Raw genomic sequence first — 18246 nt, forward strand, 5'->3', positions numbered from 1 at the left:
GCTGCATGGGAAAATCGACGCGCCGGCGGCAGTTTCCCGCCCTTGCTTATGCGCGGGCCATCGTCTATGCCGCATGGCTTCCTTATATCCGAGCATGAACGGAAGCAAAGTGGCGAAGCCGAAGACGCCAGTCGCTGTCATCATGGGGTCGCAGTCCGACTGGGCGACCATGCGCCATGCAGTCGAGACGCTCGAAACGCTCGAGGTCGCCTGCGAGGCCCGCATCGTCTCCGCCCACCGCACGCCGGACCGACTCGTCGCTTTCGCCAAGGGCGCCGAGGGCGAGGGCTTTCAGGTCGTGATCGCCGGCGCCGGCGGCGCGGCCCATCTGCCGGGCATGACCGCCTCCATGACCAACCTGCCCGTTCTCGGCGTGCCGATCGAATCCGCAGCGATGAAGGGCATGGACTCGCTTCTCTCCATCGTGCAGATGCCCGGCGGCGTTCCGGTCGGGACGCTAGCCATCGGCAAGGCCGGCGCGATCAACGCCGCAATCCTCGCGGCGTCGATTCTCGCTCTCACCGACAGGACTCTGGCCAAACGGCTGGCCGCGTTCCGCGCAAAGCAGACTGAAAGCGTGGCGCTCACGCCGCGCGACGAGGTTTGACCATGCTGAAGCCCGGTTCGACGATTGGCATACTCGGCGGTGGCCAGCTCGCCCGCATGCTGGCGCTCGCCGGCGCGCGACTGGGCCTCAAGAGCCATGTGTTTTCGCCCGTCGACGATGACCCCGCTTTCGACGTCTGCTCGGCGCATACGCGGGCGGACTTCCTGGACGAGGCGGCGCTCGCCGCCTTCGCCGAGGCCGTCGACGTCGTGACCTATGAATTCGAGAATGTGCCTGCGCGAACGGCCGAGGTTCTCGAAGCGCGCCGTCCGGTCCGGCCGAATCCCAAGGTTCTGGCGCTGACGCAGGACCGTCTCGTTGAAAAAGATTTCGTGCAGGGGCTTGGTATTCCCACCGCAGGATTCGCAGATGTGCTCGACGCCGAAGGTCTGGCGCGGGCGGTGGAGCGCCTTGGTCGCCCGTCGATCCTGAAGACCCGCCGTTTCGGCTACGACGGCAAGGGCCAGACGCAAATAAGGGAGGGCGCCGATCTCGCGGAGGCCTTCCGCTCGCTGGGCGGCGTTCCCTGTATTCTCGAGAGCTTCGTGCCCTTCACCAAGGAAGTGTCGGTCGTCGCCGCGCGTGGTCTCGATGGGGAGTTTCGCGCCTACGACGTCTGCGAGAACGTGCATGAGCATCACATTCTCGCGACCACCACCGCGCCGGCGGCGATCGGCCCCGAGACAGCCGAAGCGGCGGTCGACGTCGCCCGACGGATCGCAGAGGCGGCCGACTATGTCGGCGTCATCGCCGTTGAAATGTTCGTCGTCGAAGACGAGGGCCGCGAGACGCTCGTCGTCAACGAGATTGCGCCGCGCGTGCACAACTCCGGCCACTGGACGCTCGACGGCGCCGTGACCTCGCAATTCGAGCAGCATATGCGAGCCGTCGCCGGCATGCCGTTGGGCTCGACGCGCCGTCATGGACAAAAGGTCGTCATGCGCAACCTGATCGGCGCCGACGCCGACAAATGGGCGAACATTCTCGCCGAAGACGGCGCCTGTCTGCATCTCTACGGCAAGAAGGAGACGCGCGCCGGCCGCAAGATGGGCCATGTGACGCGCGTGGTTTCCCGAGACTGATCCAACAAACAAAGCCTTGACTGGCTCCATTGAGTTGTTCGGGGACTTCGCGTTAGAAATTCGAATCAAAGGCGATGCGCGTCAAGCGCCAAGCTGGAGGTTCCATGACAAACGCGCCCATCCGCGCAGTCTCCGCCGGATTGCTCATCGCGGTTCTCATGACCGCGCCCAAGGCGATCGCCGCCGAGGAAGACTTCCGCGTGTGGGAGAATATCACCGCCATAACCAATCTCGGCTCGCTCGACCCGAAGCTGGACAAGTGGCGCTGGTGGCTGGAGGGACAGGGCCGCTTCCGCGACGACGCCGGCGCGCTCGACCAGAGCCTTGCGCGCACCGCCATCGGTTATCAGCTCACCGACCGCGCGAGCATATGGCTCGGTTATGCGCATGTGGGGAATTATCCGCGCCCACAGGCGCGCATCCAGCATGAGCACCGCATCTGGCAGCAGTTGCTCCTGACCGACAAGCCGTCATTCGGCGATCTCATGAGCCGCACGCGCCTCGAACAGCGCTTCATCCAGAATGTCGATCCGGTCGAGTGGCGGCTGCGCGAATTTGTCCGCTTCTCCCGACCGATCGTGGAAGGGTCAGCTTTCAGCTTCGTCGTTTGGGACGAGGTCTTCGTGCGGCTGAATTCGACGACGCCGGGAACGCGCTTCGGCTTCGACCAGAATCGCGCCTTCGCGGGGATCGGCTATACCTTCAGCAAGCAGGCGCGCGTGGAGGTGGGCTATATAAATCAGCTTATCCAGCTGCGCACCGTGACGCGCAGGGCGCAGGGCTTCAACGAGCGGATGAATCATATCCTCTCGGTGAGCATGTTCCTGAATCTGTAAGGCCAAGGCGGCAGCGCGGCGAAAAAAGCCGCGCTGCGTGATTTTCGTTTACGCGAATTCCATGATTACCGCGTCGACAGCGAGGCTGTCGCCGGGCTTCGCCAGGATCTTCTTGATCGTCACGTCGCGCTCGGCGCGCAGCACGTTCTCCATCTTCATGGCCTCGACCATGCAGAGCGGCTCGCCGGCCTTGAGCTCCTGTCCCTCTACGACGTCGATCGTCTTCACGAGGCCGGGCATCGGGCACAGCAGATGCTTTGTCGCGCCAGCGTCCTTTTTCTTCGGCATGAGAGCCACAAGCTCGGCCTCGCGCTGCGTATAGACGCGCGCGGCGACGCTGACGCCCTGATGCGACAGCTCATAACCGTTGAGGATCGGCCGCGCCTGCACATAGACGGTGAGGCCGTCGACGTCGCCCTTGAACACGGGCTGGCCCGGCCGCCAGTGCGACGAGACGCGATGCGCGCGCTGGTCGCCCTCCGCGAAGCGCACGACGAGCGCTTCGCCCTGCTCCTCGATGGAGACGTCGAAGCGGCTTTCGCCGAGGATGCAGACGCGTTCGCGCGCAAATTCGACCGGCCTGCCCGAGCGCAATTGGCCGCTGATCTGGCGCTTTCGCTCATTGCCGATGTGATCCATCAGCGTGGCGACGGCGGCGAGCGTTTGGGCCAGATCGCCCTTCGGCTCGGGCGGCGTGAAGCCGTCCGGAAATTCCTCGGCGATGAAACCCGTGGAGAGCTTGCCCGTCCGCCAGCGCTCGATCTGCATGAGCGTGGACAGGAACGGAATGTTGTGGCGGATGCCCTCGATCAGGAAGCGGTCGAGCGCGTCGGCCTGCGCCTCGATGGCGCGCAGGCGCTCCGGCGCATGGGTGACGAGCTTGGCGATCATCGGATCGTAATGGATCGAGATTTCGCGGCCCTCGGTCACGCCCGTGTCGTTGCGCACGGTGACTCCGTTCTCGCGCTTCTCCTCCGGCGGGCGGTATTTGGTGAGACGACCGATCGACGGCAGGAAGTTGCGCGACGGGTCTTCGGCGTAAATGCGGCTCTCGACGGCCCAACCGTTGATCTTTACCTGATCCTGCGTGAGCTGCAGCGGCTCGCCGGCGGCGACGCGGATCATCTGCTCCACAAGGTCGATGCCGGTGATCAGCTCCGTCACCGGATGCTCGACCTGCAGGCGCGTGTTCATCTCCAGGAAGTAGAAGCTCTTGTCCTGCCCGGCGACGAATTCGACCGTTCCAGCCGAATCATAGTCGACGGCCTTGGCCAGCGCGATGGCCTGCGCGCCCATTTCGGCGCGGGTCTTCTCGTCGAGCAGCGGCGACGGGGCTTCCTCGATCACCTTCTGGTTACGGCGCTGGATGGAGCATTCGCGTTCGTTCAGATGGATGACGTTGCCGTGCTTGTCGCCGAGAACCTGAATCTCGATGTGGCGCGGATTGACGATGAACTTCTCGATGAAGACGCGATCGTCGCCGAACGACGACGCGGCCTCCGAACGCGCGCGCGTGAAACCTTCAGCGACTTCGTCGGCCTTGTAGGCGATGCGCATGCCTTTGCCGCCGCCGCCGGCGGAGGCCTTCAGCATGACGGGATAGCCGATCTCGTCGGCGATCCGGATCGCCTCCTGCGCATCCTCGATCACGCCGAGATAGCCCGGCACGACATTGACCTTGGCCGCCGAGGCGAATTTCTTCGATTCGATCTTGTCGCCCATCGCCTCGATGGCGCGCGGGTTCGGGCCGATGAAGACGATATTGGCGTCGGCGAGCGCCTTTGCGAAAGCCGCGCGCTCGGAGAGGAAGCCATAGCCCGGATGGACGGCCTCGGCGCCGGTTTCCTTACAGGCGGCGACAATCTTGTCGATCAGCAGATAGGACTGGGCGGCAGGCGGCGGACCGAGATGGATCGCCTCATCCGCCATTTCGACATGGAGCGCGTCGGCGTCGGCGTCCGAGTAGACGGCGACGGTGGCGATCCCCATTTTCTTGGCGGTCTTGATGATGCGGCAGGCGATTTCACCGCGATTGGCGATCAGAATTTTGCGAAACATGCGCGCCCCAATTCCTCAAGCATATGGCGCTGCGGTTCTTCTTGACGAGAACGCCGCCGGCGCCAGCTCCCTTCTTTCAACCCTGCCGCATCTTCTCCGCCGGAACGTGATCCGCTCCGGCGGAAAATGCCTTACTTCGCCTCGGTCTCGTCCTCGGCGCGCTTCTCCTGCACGCTGTCGATGATGCCGAAAGACTTGGCCTCTTCCGCCGACATGAAGTGGTCGCGGTCGAGCGTGCGCTCGATCGTGTCGTAATCCTTGCCAGTGTGACGGACATAGATGTCGTTCAGGCGCTTCTTGACCTTCAGAATGTCTTCCGCGTGGCGCTGGATGTCCGAGGCCTGACCCTGGAAGCCGCCCGACGGCTGGTGCAGCATCACGCGGGCGTTGGGCAGCGCGTAACGCAGGCCGTCCGCGCCGGCGCAGAGCAGAAGCGAGCCCATCGACGCGGCCTGTCCGACGCAGAGCGTCGAGACCTTCGGCTTGATGAACTGCATCGTGTCGTAGATGGCGAGGCCGGAGGTCACCACGCCGCCCGGCGAGTTGATGTAGAGCGAAATTTCCTTCTTCGGATTTTCCGATTCGAGGAAAAGCAGCTGGGCGATGATGACCGAGGCCATGTGGTCCTCGATCGGGCCGGTCACGAAAATGATGCGCTCGCGCAGCAGGCGCGAGTAGATGTCGAACCCGCGCTCGCCGCGCGAGGTGTTCTCGATGACCTGCGGAATAAGATACTGGCTGTAGACCTCGATCGGATCACGCATCGTGTCGCCTTCCTTGGCCGCTTGCGGCCATGCGGCGGAGCGCGTGGGAGCCGCCCTCCGCCGATGAAATCACCGTTCCGTCATATTCCGCGCTGCGGCAAGACGCAAACGAAGCTTACGCTTCTTCCTCTTCTGCAAAGAGTTCGTCGCGCGTCACCGTCTTGTCGGTGATCTTGATGAGCTTGGCGATGTGATCGACGACCCGCTCCTCGTAGATCGGCGCGCGCAGCTGGGCCAGCGCCTGCTCATTGTTGCGGTAGAAATCCCACACCTGCTTTTCCTGACCCGGGAACATGCGGGCGCGCTCGACGAGCGCCTCGGTGAGGTCCTTGTCCTCGACCTTCACGCCCGCGTTCTGGCCGATTTCCGCCAGAACCAGGCCCAGGCGCACGCGGCGTTCGGCGATCTTGCGGAACTCGGCCCGGGTCTCTTCCTCTGTCTTGCCTTCCTCGGCGAGCGGGCGGCCGGCGCGCTTGCTTTCCTGCTCGTGCTGGCCCCAGATGTTGTTGAACTCGTGCTCGACCAGCGTCTCCGGCAGCTCGAAGGAGTAGCGGCCGTCGAGAGCGTCGAGCAGCGCGCGCTTCATCTTGTCGCGCGAGGCCTTGTCGAAGTCGGCTTCGAGATTCCCGCGCACGGCCGTCTGCATCGCCTCGAGCGATTCGAAGCCGTATTTCTTGGCCAGCTCCTCGTCGAGGCCGAGCGCCTTCGGCGCGGCGACGGACTTCACGGTCACGTCGAATTCGGCGTCCTTGCCGGCGAGATGCTTAGCGGAATAGTCCTCCGGGAACTTCACCTTTACGAGGCGCTGTTCGCCAGCGGCCGCGCCCTCGAGCTGCTCCTCGAACCCCGGAATGAAAGTAGCCGAACCCAGCACGATGTCGACGTCGCCGCCCGTGCCGCCCTCGAAGGGCACTCCGTCGAGCTTGCCGGTGAAGTCGATCGTGAGCTTGTCGCCCTTCTCGGCCTTGGCGCCCTCTTCCCGCGCCTCGAACTCCTGCGCCCGCTCGGCCAGCGATTTCAACGCCTTCTCGATATCTTCGTCGCTGACCTGCGCGACCGGGCGCTCGAGCGAAATGTCATCGAAGGAGCCGATCTCGATCTTCGGCAGCGTCTCGAAGGTCACGACGAAGGAGAGGTCGCCCTCGGCCTCGAGCGCGCGCTCGACCTCCTCCTGACCGCCGGGGAAATCGAGCTTCGGCTCGACGGCGATTCGCAGCTGATGATCCTCGACGATCTTGCGGTTGGCCTCGTTGACGGCCTCCTGCAGCACGTCGCCCATGATGCTCTTGCCGTAGAGCTTCTTGAGATGGCCGATCGGCGCCTTGCCGGGTCGGAAGCCCTTGATCTGAGCCTTGGCCTGAACCTCGGCGAGCTGCGCGCCGAGCTTGGCGGCGAGATCGGCCGCCGGCAGCACGACCTTGAATTCCTGCTTCAAACCCTGCGAGGAGGTTTGCGTAACTTGCATGTCGATCGCCTTCTACAACTTCAAAACCGCCGGCAAGCGCGCGGCGGTGCTAGAGAAATGTCCGCAAAACTGCGGCATCTGGTGCGGGCGGAGGGAGTCGAACCCCCACGACTTTCGTCACCGGAACCTAAATCCGGCGCGTCTACCAGTTCCGCCACGCCCGCGACAGGCGGCCCCTTGCCGGGCCCGCCGCGAAACCCTTAGCCCGCTGGCGCGGGCGCCGCTCTATAGCATGGTCGGCGCGGGATGCTCGGAAAAAATTGCGCGTTGGGGGCCTGGGTGGCGCCATCGACCAGAATGGCGCGTCCCGTCGCAGGATGACGCGAAAAAGGGCGGCCCGACGAGCCGCCCTCTTCTGATATCCGCACTTCGATTAGCAGAAGTGCTATTGGCCGGTGGGCGTATTGCGCGGCGCGGCCTGGCCCGCTCCGCCCGGAACCTTCGCCGCCTGAGCAGGCGCGAAACCCGGAGTCGGGCTTGCGCAATTCGGGTTGCCGGTTCCGATATAGCGCCCGTAGGCCAGGTAAAAATCATGCTCCGGCGCAGGAGCCCCATTGAACCGGGCGATGGTCACATAATACCAGCCCCGCTGCGGCGCGATGAACGCCACCCTCGGGCGCAGGCCGGTGAAATCATCGTTCCGCCAAACGGTTCCATTGGGTCCGACCACGACGATTTCGTCATCGGCTCCCGAGCCGAACATCGCGGTTTCATCCACCCGGAGGCACTCACCCGGATTTGCGTAAACCGCCGCCTCCCATCTCGCTGTCGATAGTCCCACCGCATTCAGAACAGTGCCTCCCATCACGATCGAGCTGCAGTTCAGGCCAGTGCAACTGGAAACCGAGGGATCGAAAATTTCGTAGCCTGCCTGGCTCGTCGTGGGCGCAAACATGGAAATGCAAAAGCCTGCGCTGGCCATGATCAGTATTTTTTTCATAGCTTTACCCTCTCGCACTACGCTCAGTCGGTCAGGCTGAGCGATGCCTGTGATTGAGAAGTCCCGACGCCGAAGCACTGCAAAGCTATTATTTGCGCTTCCCGTGAGGCGTCAGAGGAAATGAGGGCAGAGCCAAAGCTCTTTGCCCCAAACCATGAACTTCAATCACGTTCAATTAACTGTACACAAACACCTAAGTTCCGATGCCTAAATATTTTTTTAAAAATACTACTGAAACTTGACATTTCGATCATGATTGTTGCCAAGCCTACATTGATTTCTTGATAAGTATTAGCCTGAATGATTGCCATGAACACGTCAGGCGCGGACCGTTCAGACGATCAAAGAAACGGCGCGGAACCGACGCGAGCATTGGAAGCTCGTCGAAGCATCGCCATCGCTTCGCCACGCCGGGTCTATTCGCGCCGACAGGCGCAGATTTTGAACAGGGGCGAGAAGCGACCTTGAGTCGACAACCAGGGCTGCACGTCGGAGCACGGTCGAGAGACCGCGCTGAAACCGCAGAAGGTTGCCCCCTTCCCGCGACTGAGCCATAGGGGGAAACGCCGCCGCCCCGCGCGGTCCAACGCGGAGCGCCGCCCATGCCCTCGCCTTCCCGCCGCGCCTTTCTCACCGGCGTCGCCGCAAGCCTCGTGACCTTGCCCGCCCGCGCAGAGGCGCCCGCCGCTCCCCGCGTGCTGGAGGCGCGAGCCGGGGCGGCGAAGATCGCCGCATCGGGCGAGACGGACATTCTCGGGTTCGACGGCGTCACGCCCGGCCCCCTTCTGCGCTTCAGGCAGGGCGATGAACTCGCCGTTCGCCTCGTCAACAAGCTCGACCTGCCCGCGAGCATTCACTGGCACGGCATGCGCGGCGAAAACGCCATGGACGGCGTCGCGCCTCTGACGCAGCCCGCCGTCGCTCCGGGCGGCTCCTTCGATTACCGCCGCAAGCTGCCCGACCACGGACTCTTCTGCTACCGTCCGAGCGTCTACGGAAAGACGCCCGAGTTGATGGGCCGCGGGCTCAAGGGCCTGATGCTTGTCGACGAGCCCGCGCCCCTTTCCGCCGACGCGGACCTGCTGCTCGTCCTCGACGACTGGCGGCTCGACGCGCAAGGCAAGATCAGCGGCGCTTTCGACGACGCCGCCGAAGCGCGCGGCGCCGGTCGCACCGGTCCCCTCCTTGCCGTCAACGGCAAGGCGGCTCCCGCGACGCATGACTTCGCGCCGGGGGCGCGCGTCCGCCTGCGCCTCGCGAATCTCGCAAATGCGCGGATCATGATCCTCACCTTCGATGGCGTGAAACCCTTCGTCATCGCCATCGACAGCCAGCCCTGCGACGCCTTCGAGCCCGTGCGCCGCAGCATCCCCGTCGCGCCCGGCGCCCGTTTCGAGCTGATGTTCGACATGCCGGAGACCGAAGGCGCCAAGGCGCGCGTCATCCTGCGTGGGCCGGACGGAGCCGACAGCGACCTCCTCATCGCTACGGCCAAAGGCGCCAGAACGGAGAAGCGCCCGCCCATCGCGGCCGCGCCGAAGAACCCGGCGCTGCCGCCGGAGATCAAACTCGCCAACGCCAGGAAGGTCGATCTCGTCATCGCGCCGCGCAAGGAGCAGTCCGGCGCCGGATGGACCATCAACGGCGCCGTGACCAAAGGCTATGAAGGCGCCCCGCTCTTTCGGGTCCCCGCCGGAACACCGGTGACGCTGGGGTTCGTCAACAAATCACAAACTCCGCTCGCGATGCATGTCCATGGCCAATGCATGCGCCTGCTGCACGACCTCGACGACGGGTGGGAGCCCTATTGGCGCAATGGGGTCATCGTGCCCGCGGGCAAGACCAAGCATGTCGCTTTCATCCCGGACAGCCCCGGAAAATGGGCGATTCACGACGATATTCTCGAACACGAAGCCGCCGGCCTCGCGAGCTGGTTCCAGGCTGACTAGAGTGAAATTGCCCACACTCCCCAACAAAAATTCATCCTGTTGAAATATTGAGAGGATTTTTGCCTTTTTTTCAGCATTATGAGGCACAGTCGACTCAGTGAGCGCCAGAGTTTCAACCAGCGGTTTAGGTTTTCGCGAAATAGGTCAACTGTTGACAGCAGTCGCCTAAAATCGCCGACCGGACGAATACATGCGCATCTACGTTGCCGCCCGCCGATGTCCGACAACCGCCGCGCCTGACGCCGATGGCGAAAGCGCTCGGCTCATTTCCGGGCCGTCGCACCCTTCCGCGGAAGCCAGGCGATGACAGGGATCGTCTTTCGAGGCCCCAAGGATCCCGCCGAATTTCCGCGCTGGCGGTTCGAGACGCTGGATATCGACTACCAGCCGGAAACCCGGTCGATCTGGATGAGCTACCGCGCCGACGCGCCGCATTGCTACACGCTCACGATGCTCGTCGAACTTCTGCAACTGCGCGACTCGCTGCGCGCGCTGCACCAGAGCGGAGCCACGAGCCGTTATCCGTTCCGCTATCTCGTCATGGCGTCGAAACGACCGGGCGTCTTCTCCCTCGGCGGCGACCTCGCAACCTTCGCTGCGGCGATCCGGCGGAATGATTTGTCGACGCTCGTGACCTATGCGCACGCCTGCGTCGACCTCGTCTACAGCTATTCCCAAAGCCTCGACCTGCCGATCGTCACGCTTTGCGCCGTACACGGTCAATGCCTCGGCGGCGCGCTCGAAGCCGCCCTCGCCTTCGATTTCATCATCGCCGAGGAAGACGCGGTCTTCGGACTCCCGGAGGTGATGTTCAATACATTCCCCGGGATGGGAGCGGTGACGATGCTCACGCGCCGCGTCGGTCCTGCGCTGATGCAGCAGATCATCATGGAGGGGCGGACCTACACGGGTCGTCAGATGCATGAGCTCGACGTCATCGACGCGCTCTCGCCGACGGGCCGCGTGAAGGACGCGGCCGTGGAGTGGATGCGCGAGGACGGAGATAAACGCTGGCGTCGTCGACGCGCCATCGCCGAGGCGCGACGACGCTGCAACCCCGTGACGCACGACGAACTCATCCGGATCACGGAGCTTTGGGCGGAATGCTCGGCGCGCATTGACGACCGCGACCTGCGCCACATGGACCGTCTGGTCCGCGCGCAGCGCCGGCTGTCCGGAGCAGCGGCCGAGATTGGCCACCGGACGTCCGGGCAGTCTCTCGAAAAGACCTGTTCGGAGTGACGGCGCGACAAATGGACGGATATTGATGCAGGCTCTGACGAACCAGAGAGTTTCCGCCGAGGCGGAAATCTACGCCGACCTCGTCGAGACGCTGTTCGACACGACGGAGACCCTGATCGCGGGGATCGTCTTCGGCCTGCTCGCGCCAATGATCGCCTGGCTCTCGACCGGCGAAGCGACCTATCTTGCGCTCGTCGCGCTGATGTCCTGCATCGGCGCCTATCGCATCCACGTCCTCCTCTCGCACAACCACACCCCCATTGCGGAGCGCCGCCGCGACGCGCGCAAATGGGAGCATCGCTATACGATCGGCGCCGTGAGCTTCATGGCCCTGCTGGGGTTTTCCACAGCGATCCTGTTCAGTCAGCATCACAGTGAGATGATCGGCTATTACGGCGTGATCATCATGACCGGCGTCACCGGCAATCTCGCCGCGCGCAATGCCGCGCGGCCCAATATCGTCTTCTGGCAGGTGGTCGGCACTTGCATGCCGCTCGCCATCACCGTGTTTTTCAGCTTTTCTGTCTGGTATTGGGGTATTTCGGCGTTTCTGATCTTCGGAGCGCTGTCGGTCTTCAAGACGACGAAATTCCTGAAGGGCCATCTCGAGTCGGCGCTGCGCAATGGTCGCGACGCGTCGCGCCAGCGGCAGAAATTCAGCCTGGCGCTCAACTCGATGACGCACGGCCTGTGCATGGGCGACTCGGAGCTTAACATCACCGTCGTCAATCGCCGCGTGATCGAGTTTTTCGGCATCGTCGCGGCGACGACCCCCATCCGGCTCGAGGCGCTGGCGCATGCGATCGGCAGAAGCGTCTCCATGTCCTCCGTCGAGACGACCATGTTCACCGAAAGGTGGAAGCGCCACGCCGCCATGCCGCACGCAAATGTTTTCACCCACAAGATCGGCGAGCGCTTCTTCGACTTCCACTGCGAGCGCGCAGAGGGAAACGCTTTCATCACCGTGATCGAGGACGTGACGGCGCAACAGCGCGCGCTGCGTGAAATCGAGCGCATCGCCCATTTCGACGATCTCACCGGCCTGCCCAACCGCTATCAGTTCCAGGACACGCTCGGCGAAAACCTTGTCCAGCTGAAGGAGCGCGGCCTGAAGGCGGCTCTGATCAATATCGATCTCGATCGGTTCAAGGAGGTCAACGACACGCTCGGCCACACCGTCGGCGACCAGCTTCTCGCGAGCGTCGGGGCGCGTCTGAGCGCCTGCGCGCCCGCGCCGCACATGGTCGCGCGTCTCGGCGGCGACGAATTCTGCGTGCTCGTGCGCGCCACGAGGGAGTTGCCCGACATCGACGCTTTGGCCCAGCGAATGATCGCGGAGATGAACCGCCCATTCTTCATCGACGGCAACACGATTAGCATCGGCGCAAGCATCGGCGTCGCGGCGGCGCCGCAGGACTCGGAAACGCCCATCGGCCTGCTCAAATGCAGCGATCTGGCGCTGTACCGCGCCAAGTCCGGTCAACGCGGAACGGCGGTCTGGTTTACGCCGCAGATGCAGGAGGCGCTGAGCAGGAAGCGCGAGATCGAGACGGAACTGCGTCATGCGCTCGAGGCCGATCAGCTGATTGTACATTATCAGCCGATCGTCGACTCGCGCCGCGGAGCGGTCGTCGCCATGGAGGCGCTCTTGCGCTGGCGCCACCCCGAGCGCGGCCTCGTCTCGCCGGTCGAATTCATCCCGGTCGCCGAGGAAACCGGACTGATCGTCGACATCGGCGCATGGGCGCTGAAGCGAGCGTGCTGTGATGCAATGGCCTGGCCGGCGCATGTTCGCGTCGCGGTCAATCTTTCGCCCCGACAGTTTCATCAGACCGATCTCGTCACGACGATCGCTGCGGCAATCAGCGAAACCGGTCTGTCGCCCGACCGGCTCGAACTTGAGATCACGGAAACGACGCTGATGGCGCAAACGGACGACGTCGAACGCAAGGTGCGCGCGATAGACGCGCTGGGCGTCCGTCTGTCGCTCGACGATTTCGGGGCGGGCTACAGCAGCCTCGGCTACCTCGACCGTTTCCCGGTGAAGAAAGTGAAGATCGACCAGTCCTTCGCGCGGCAGGCGATCGATTCGCCGAAAACGCAGGCGATCATCGGCGCGATATCGCTGCTTGCGCGCGACCTCGGCATAGACCTCGTCGCAGAGGGCGTCGAAAACCATGACCAGCTCGCCTTCATGGCGAGCAAGAACATCTTCCTCATCCAGGGTTACTTGTACAGCAAACCGCGCCCGATAGAGGAACTCGCGCCGCATCTCGCCCATTGGCAAGACGCGCCGCGCCTCGAGAGCGCGGCGTAACCGATTTTTACCGGCGGTCCAGCGCGCGGCGATCGATGGGCGGCTGCGCCATGCGTTCGGCGCGGAAAATCGCATGCGACGCATTATAGCGTCGGCCGAACAGCCGCAGATAGGCGTCGATTGCGGCAAGCTCGGGCTGCGGCTCGACGACATCCTTGACGATCATCAATTCACGCGCCTCTTCCGCGCCAATGACGGAATCGCTCTCGATCAGCCGCTCGGTCTTCACGAAGCCGATTCTGCGGCCGAGCGCCGCATAGAGCCCGAACAATTCAAAGGGCTCGCCCTCGAACGAGAATTTCGCGCCGGCTTCCGCGACGATTGCGGAGCAATGCATGGCGAAATCGAAATCCGGACCGCTCATCAGCGAACGCGCCCAGGCCAGCGTGATGACGGGCGTATCGACAATCAACTCCGCATTCGCGGCGACCATTGCGGCGAAGCCTTCGGCGGCCGGGGAAGCCGCCCCGGGCCCATGAGCAAAATCGAAAATCAGAAACTTCAGCGCGCCATATTCGCCTCTCGTGATGGAGCCGAGCAGAGCCGAGATCGTTTCGACGCCCGCCTTGTCGAAACCGGCGTGCGTTTTTGACAGCACGATCGCGTCGTGTTGCCTCATCCAGACCTGACGAACGCCCGGAAGCTGCGCTGCAGCGTCAGGCAGATTTTCCAGCAACAACCTAGAATCATTGGAAAAAACTACGGTCATGCCTCGACTCCGGGGGGCGGAACGGCTGAAGACAGCGTAAACTAAGCATTAATCCGAAGCCCGTAAAAGCGGTTAATTTTCGTTAAATATCGTTAAATTTTTTAATCATTCGGACTTGCCGCCAAAGAAGCGCGCGGTCCGAATGAGGCCCCCGTGTGGCTGAAGGTCGCGGGACAGGCGGCGATCCTTGATATAAGATAACTTTCAGCTGCTACCCGGCCCCGCGTCGCGCCGACGGCGCCTCGGCGGGCGGTCTGTCAGCTGGGAGCGTCTCGGGGCGCATGTTCCAACGGCGCGTCGATTGGGGACCAAAACCGCTCGGCAGAAAAAGAAGCGGCCGAATTATTCGAAAGGGAGAAAAGGAATGAAGATGCGCTTTCTCGCCGTCATGACGATGGCGACGCTCGGATGGGTGGCGCAGGCTCACGCGCATGGCGACGTGGGGTCCAACCAGGGCCAGTGCCTGATGAAGATCGGCCCGGACACGATGAGCTTCACCGGCTATCAGCCCGCCAAGTCACGCGAGCAGTTCTGCGACGACATTCCGGACGCCGGCCCGACGATCATCACGCTCGACGCCCAGCAGGACGAGTTGCGTGACATGAATCTCGAGATGCGCGTCCTGCGCGACGTCGGCCAGAAGGACGACAGCGAGAATCTCGAAGCCAATACGGAATATTATTCGCCGCCGAAGAAGTATAAGACCGGCACGCTGACCTTCGACCACAACTTCGTCAACGAAGGGAAATATATCGGCATCGTGAAGGCCAAGAGCGACGACGGCACAAAGGAATATGTCGCGCGCTTCCCCTTCTCGGTCGGCCTGACCGCCACCAAGGACCTCACCATCGCCGTCTTCTTCGGCGCGCTGGCGCTCGTTGGCTTCGGCCTCTGGTACAAGAAGGCCTTCGTCGACAAGAAGCCCGCCGCAAAGGCCTGAGGCTTCAGGGCAAGTCCTCGATGCGGCCGTCGCGTAATGTTACGCGGCGGTCCATTTGTTCCGCTAGTTCAAGATTATGCGTCGCGATCAGCGCCGCCAGCCCGGTGTTGCGGGCGAGCGCCATCAGCGTCGCGAAGACGTGCTCCGCCGTTCGCGGATCGAGATTTCCTGTCGGCTCGTCAGCCAGAAGAAGATGCGGCGCATTGGCGACCGCGCGCGCGATGGCGACACGCTGCTGCTCGCCTCCAGAAAGTTCCGACGGCCGGTGCGACGCGCGCGCGCCGAGGCGCAGATAATCCAGCAATTGCTGCGCGCGAGCGCGCGCTTCCTTCGGATCGAGCCCGTTTATCATCTGCGGCAGCGCAATGTTCTCGAGCGCCGAGAACTCCGGCAGCAGATGGTGAAACTGATAGATGAAGCCGATCGCCGAGCGCCGCAGCCCGGTGCGCTCTGCGTCGCTCATGCGCGAGGTCGGCGCATTATTGATGAGCGCCTCGCCGCCGTCAGGCCGCTCCAGGAGTCCGGCGATATGCAGCAGGGTCGACTTGCCGGCGCCCGATGGCGCGACTAGCGCCACCGTCTCGCCCGGGTAAATCGACAGGTTGATGTCGACAAGAATGTCGAGCCGCGCTTCGCCTTCGCGGTAATGGCGCGCGATGTTGCGCAATTCGAGGACGGCTTCGGTCATTGCGCTTACTCGTGCCGGAGCGCTTCGATCGGGTCGAGCGAGGCGGCCTTCCAGGCGGGATAGATCGAGGCGAGAATGGCGATGACCAGCGTCATGAAGACGATCATCGTCACCTCACGCGAATCGACGATCGCCGGCAGCCGCGAGAGGAAATAAAATTCGGCTGGAAACAGATTGGCGTCGAGCGTCCTGTTGAGCAGGACGCGAATCGAATCGAGATTCTTGGCGAGCAGCAGCCCAAGCACGAAACCCGCGATCGTGCCGAGAACGCCGATCGACGCCCCGATGATGAGGAAGACGCGCAGCACAGCCCCCCGCGTCGCGCCGATCGTCCGCAGGATGGCGATGTCCTGCGTCTTGTCCTTCACCAGCATGGTCAGGCCGGAGATGATGTTGAAGGCCGCGACGATGACGATCAGCGTCAGGATGATGAAGAGTATGTTCTTCTCGACCTGCAGCGTGTCGAAGAAGGTCTTGTTGCGCTGTCGCCAGTCGGTGACAATGATCGGCCGCGTGACCGCCTTTTCGAGATTTGCGCGAAAGGCGTCCATCTGCTCCGGGTCGTCGACGAAGGCCTCGACGACCGTCGCCTCATTGTCCTTGTTGAAGAAGGCCTGCGCCTCGGCAAGCGGCATATAGACGAAGACGTTGTCGAACTCCGACATGCCGATCGAGAAGATCGCCGCAACCTTGTAGGCCTTGATGCGCGGCGCGACGCCAAAAGGCGTCTGCGCGCCCTTGGCGATGAGCAGGCTCACCTTGTCGCCGACGGCGACGCCGAGATTCTCCGCCAGACGCTGGCCGATCGCAACGCTCTCGCCGGCGTCGAAACCCTTGAACGAACCATCCTTCACATTGCCGGTGACGCCCGGGAGGCGCATGATGTCCTTCTCACGCACGCCGCGCACAAGCACGCCCGACTGACCAAATTGCGTCGATATGCCCGCCGCACCCTCGACCATCGGAATCGCGAGCTTCACGCCCGGAACTTTCTCGGTCTTGCCGGCGACGTCGTCCCAATCGGTGAAAGGCGTCTCGACGGCCTGCAGGAACGCGTGGCCGTTGATGCCCATGATCTTGTCCATCAGCTCGCGATGGAAACCGTTCATCACCGAGGTGACGACGATCAGCGTCGCGACGCCGAGCATGATGCCGAGAAACGAGAAACCGGCGATGACCGAAACGAAGCCATCGGCGCGGCGCGCGCGCAGATAGCGCAACGCCACCATCCATTCGAAGGCCGAGAAGGCCCCGGCGCCCTTCGCCGTCGACGTAACGGCTTCCGCGCTGTCGCTCATGCGCGCGCCTGCTTGACCGCCTCGACGATCCGCGCGACGGCGTCCTCGGGAGAGAGCAGCTCACGCTCGCCGGTGCGGCGACGCTTCACCTCCACCCTGCCCTCGGCGAGGCCCTTCGGCCCGACGAGTATCTGCCAGGGCAGGCCGATGAGGTCGAGCGTGGCGAATTTCGCGCCGGGGCGCTCGTCGCGATCGTCATGCAAGACGTCGAGCCCGGCGTTTTCGAGCTGCTGGACGAGGTCGCCGCAAACCTTTCCGGTGTTCGCATCCCCGACCTTGAGATCCGCGACGCCGACATGGAAGGGCGCGACCTGCTCCGGCCAGACGATGCCGGCCTCGTCGTGACCCGCCTCGATGATCGCCGCGACGAGACGCGACGGGCCGATGCCGTAGGAACCCATCTGCACGACGACCTCCTTGCCGTCCGGGCCGTTGACGACGGCCTTCATCGGCTCGGAATACTTCGTCCCGAAGTAGAAAATATGGCCGACCTCGATGCCTCGGGCGGAAACCCGCGAGGCTTCGGGCACAGCCTCATAGGCCGCGGCGTCGTGCATCTCACTCGTAGCGGCGTATCGGCTCGTCCATTTGCCGACGATCTCCTCCAGCGCGGGCGCGTCGTCGAAATCGACATTGGCCGGCGGCGGCGCGAAGGACAGGAAGTCCTTGTGGCAGAAGACCTCGCTCTCGCCGGTCTCGGCAAGGATGATAAACTCGTGGCTCAGATTGCCGCCGATCGGGCCGGATTCGGCGGCCATCGGGATGGCGGTCAATCCCATGCGGGCGAAGGTGCGCAGATAGGCCACGAACATCCTGTTGTAGGAATGGCGCCCCGCCTCCGCCGTCAGGTCGAAGGAATAGGCGTCCTTCATGAGAAATTCGCGCGAGCGCATGACGCCGAAACGCGGGCGCACCTCGTCGCGGAACTTCCATTGGATGTGATAGAGATTGAGCGGCAAGTCCTTGTAGGAGCGCACATAGGCCCGGAAGATCTCCGTGATCATCTCCTCATTGGTGGGGCCGAAGAGCATCTCGCGGTCGTGGCGGTCGGTGATGCGCAGCATCTCCTTGCCATAGGCGTCGTAGCGGCCTGATTCGCGCCAGAGGTCCGCCGACTGGATCGTCGGCATGAGGCACTCTATGGCCCCGGCGCGATTCTGCTCCTCCCGAATGATTCTCGTGATATTGTTGAGAACTTTCAGTCCGAGCGGCAGCCATGCGTAGATGCCGGCCGATTCCTGCCGGATGAGCCCCGCCCGCAGCATCAGCCGGTGCGAGACGATCTCGGCTTCCTTCGGCGTCTCGCGCAGTATGGGCAGGAAATATCGGGACAGGCGCATGTCGTCTTCCA

At 63.4% G+C, this 18246-nt stretch carries 15 protein-coding genes and 1 tRNA gene; 7 read left to right on the forward strand and 9 right to left on the reverse strand.

The window, feature by feature from the left end:
• Window positions 1–142 precede the first annotated feature (142 nt).
• From purE to LG047_RS03545, 3 genes are all read left to right on the forward strand, one after another.
• Window positions 143–607, forward strand: coding sequence for a 5-(carboxyamino)imidazole ribonucleotide mutase (gene purE, locus LG047_RS03535; protein ID WP_227968420.1), 465 nt, complete (start codon window positions 143–145; stop codon window positions 605–607).
• 2 nt (window positions 608–609) lie between these two features.
• Entirely contained in the window at window positions 610–1689 is a 1080-nt protein-coding gene (locus LG047_RS03540) for a 5-(carboxyamino)imidazole ribonucleotide synthase (RefSeq protein WP_227965446.1), read from the forward strand.
• 104 nt (window positions 1690–1793) lie between these two features.
• Window positions 1794–2525 (forward strand): DUF2490 domain-containing protein, encoded by a 732-nt coding sequence (locus tag LG047_RS03545; protein WP_227965448.1) that lies wholly within the window; start codon window positions 1794–1796, stop codon window positions 2523–2525.
• 48 nt (window positions 2526–2573) lie between these two features.
• On the opposite strand, the gene LG047_RS03550 is transcribed toward LG047_RS03545, so the two are convergent.
• The 5 genes from LG047_RS03550 to LG047_RS03570 all read right to left on the reverse strand — a co-directional run bounded on the left by LG047_RS03550 (window position 2574) and on the right by LG047_RS03570 (window position 7752).
• Entirely contained in the window at window positions 2574–4583 is a 2010-nt protein-coding gene (locus LG047_RS03550; protein WP_227965450.1) for an acetyl/propionyl/methylcrotonyl-CoA carboxylase subunit alpha, read from the reverse strand.
• Between the two features lie 131 nt (window positions 4584–4714).
• Window positions 4715–5347, reverse strand: coding sequence for an ATP-dependent Clp protease proteolytic subunit (locus LG047_RS03555; RefSeq protein WP_036282353.1), 633 nt, complete (start codon window positions 5345–5347; stop codon window positions 4715–4717).
• A 115-nt stretch (window positions 5348–5462) separates the two neighbouring features.
• Window positions 5463–6812 (reverse strand): trigger factor, encoded by a 1350-nt coding sequence (tig, locus tag LG047_RS03560; RefSeq protein WP_227965452.1) that lies wholly within the window; start codon window positions 6810–6812, stop codon window positions 5463–5465.
• Between the two features lie 79 nt (window positions 6813–6891).
• A tRNA-Leu gene (locus LG047_RS03565) sits at window positions 6892–6976 on the reverse strand.
• A gap of 221 nt (window positions 6977–7197) precedes the next feature.
• Entirely contained in the window at window positions 7198–7752 is a 555-nt protein-coding gene (locus LG047_RS03570) for a hypothetical protein (RefSeq protein WP_227965454.1), read from the reverse strand.
• A gap of 602 nt (window positions 7753–8354) precedes the next feature.
• Between LG047_RS03570 and LG047_RS03575 the strand changes: the two genes are divergently transcribed.
• The 3 genes from LG047_RS03575 to LG047_RS03585 all read left to right on the forward strand — a co-directional run bounded on the left by LG047_RS03575 (window position 8355) and on the right by LG047_RS03585 (window position 13260).
• Window positions 8355–9701 (forward strand): multicopper oxidase family protein, encoded by a 1347-nt coding sequence (locus LG047_RS03575; RefSeq protein WP_227965456.1) that lies wholly within the window; start codon window positions 8355–8357, stop codon window positions 9699–9701.
• Between the two features lie 303 nt (window positions 9702–10004).
• Window positions 10005–10943, forward strand: a complete 939-nt coding sequence (locus LG047_RS03580) for a crotonase/enoyl-CoA hydratase family protein (protein WP_051134082.1) — start codon at window positions 10005–10007, stop codon at window positions 10941–10943.
• Window positions 10944–10968: 25 nt separating this feature from the next.
• Window positions 10969–13260, forward strand: coding sequence for a bifunctional diguanylate cyclase/phosphodiesterase (locus LG047_RS03585; protein WP_227968421.1), 2292 nt, complete (start codon window positions 10969–10971; stop codon window positions 13258–13260).
• A 7-nt stretch (window positions 13261–13267) separates the two neighbouring features.
• Here LG047_RS03585 and LG047_RS03590 read toward each other — a convergent pair whose 3' ends face one another.
• Window positions 13268–13969, reverse strand: a complete 702-nt coding sequence (locus LG047_RS03590; protein WP_227965457.1) for an enoyl-CoA hydratase — start codon at window positions 13967–13969, stop codon at window positions 13268–13270.
• Window positions 13970–14333: 364 nt separating this feature from the next.
• Between LG047_RS03590 and LG047_RS03595 the strand changes: the two genes are divergently transcribed.
• Window positions 14334–14909 (forward strand): hypothetical protein, encoded by a 576-nt coding sequence (locus LG047_RS03595; protein ID WP_227965458.1) that lies wholly within the window; start codon window positions 14334–14336, stop codon window positions 14907–14909.
• A gap of 4 nt (window positions 14910–14913) precedes the next feature.
• Here LG047_RS03595 and LG047_RS03600 read toward each other — a convergent pair whose 3' ends face one another.
• The 3 genes from LG047_RS03600 to proS are packed head-to-tail and all read right to left on the reverse strand — an operon-like array spanning window position 14914 to window position 18235.
• A complete protein-coding gene (locus tag LG047_RS03600; protein WP_036282376.1) occupies window positions 14914–15597 on the reverse strand; it encodes an ABC transporter ATP-binding protein in 684 nt (227 codons plus the stop codon).
• A gap of 5 nt (window positions 15598–15602) precedes the next feature.
• The gene (locus LG047_RS03605; RefSeq protein WP_227965459.1) at window positions 15603–16895 is read right to left on the reverse strand and encodes a lipoprotein-releasing ABC transporter permease subunit; all 1293 of its coding nucleotides are present in this window, start codon (window positions 16893–16895) and stop codon (window positions 15603–15605) included.
• Entirely contained in the window at window positions 16892–18235 is a 1344-nt protein-coding gene (proS, locus tag LG047_RS03610; RefSeq protein WP_227965464.1) for a proline--tRNA ligase, read from the reverse strand. Before proS ends, LG047_RS03605 begins: the two co-directional genes overlap by 4 nt.
• Window positions 18236–18246: the final 11 nt, after the last annotated feature.

The sequence above is a fragment of the Methylocystis sp. WRRC1 genome, from assembly GCF_020733155.1.
Lineage (GTDB): Bacteria > Pseudomonadota > Alphaproteobacteria > Rhizobiales > Beijerinckiaceae > Methylocystis.

Bases quoted from the DNA above. Each gene is read 5' to 3' on its own strand.
- LG047_RS03595 (WP_227965458.1), top strand. From the start codon at position 14,334: ATGAAGATGCGCTTTCTCGCCGTCATGACGATGGCGACGCTCGGATGG.
- LG047_RS03600 (WP_036282376.1), bottom strand. From the start codon at position 15,597: ATGACCGAAGCCGTCCTCGAATTGCGCAACATCGCGCGCCATTACCGC.
- LG047_RS03550 (WP_227965450.1), bottom strand. From the start codon at position 4,583: ATGTTTCGCAAAATTCTGATCGCCAATCGCGGTGAAATCGCCTGCCGC.
- LG047_RS03545 (WP_227965448.1), top strand. From the start codon at position 1,794: ATGACAAACGCGCCCATCCGCGCAGTCTCCGCCGGATTGCTCATCGCG.
- LG047_RS03585 (WP_227968421.1), top strand. From the start codon at position 10,969: ATGCAGGCTCTGACGAACCAGAGAGTTTCCGCCGAGGCGGAAATCTAC.
- LG047_RS03570 (WP_227965454.1), bottom strand. From the start codon at position 7,752: ATGAAAAAAATACTGATCATGGCCAGCGCAGGCTTTTGCATTTCCATG.
- LG047_RS03590 (WP_227965457.1), bottom strand. From the start codon at position 13,969: ATGACCGTAGTTTTTTCCAATGATTCTAGGTTGTTGCTGGAAAATCTG.
- LG047_RS03555 (WP_036282353.1), bottom strand. From the start codon at position 5,347: ATGCGTGATCCGATCGAGGTCTACAGCCAGTATCTTATTCCGCAGGTC.
- proS (WP_227965464.1), bottom strand. From the start codon at position 18,235: ATGCGCCTGTCCCGATATTTCCTGCCCATACTGCGCGAGACGCCGAAG.
- LG047_RS03540 (WP_227965446.1), top strand. From the start codon at position 610: ATGCTGAAGCCCGGTTCGACGATTGGCATACTCGGCGGTGGCCAGCTC.
- LG047_RS03575 (WP_227965456.1), top strand. From the start codon at position 8,355: ATGCCCTCGCCTTCCCGCCGCGCCTTTCTCACCGGCGTCGCCGCAAGC.
- LG047_RS03580 (WP_051134082.1), top strand. From the start codon at position 10,005: ATGACAGGGATCGTCTTTCGAGGCCCCAAGGATCCCGCCGAATTTCCG.
- purE (WP_227968420.1), top strand. From the start codon at position 143: ATGGGGTCGCAGTCCGACTGGGCGACCATGCGCCATGCAGTCGAGACG.
- tig (WP_227965452.1), bottom strand. From the start codon at position 6,812: ATGCAAGTTACGCAAACCTCCTCGCAGGGTTTGAAGCAGGAATTCAAG.
- LG047_RS03605 (WP_227965459.1), bottom strand. From the start codon at position 16,895: ATGAGCGACAGCGCGGAAGCCGTTACGTCGACGGCGAAGGGCGCCGGG.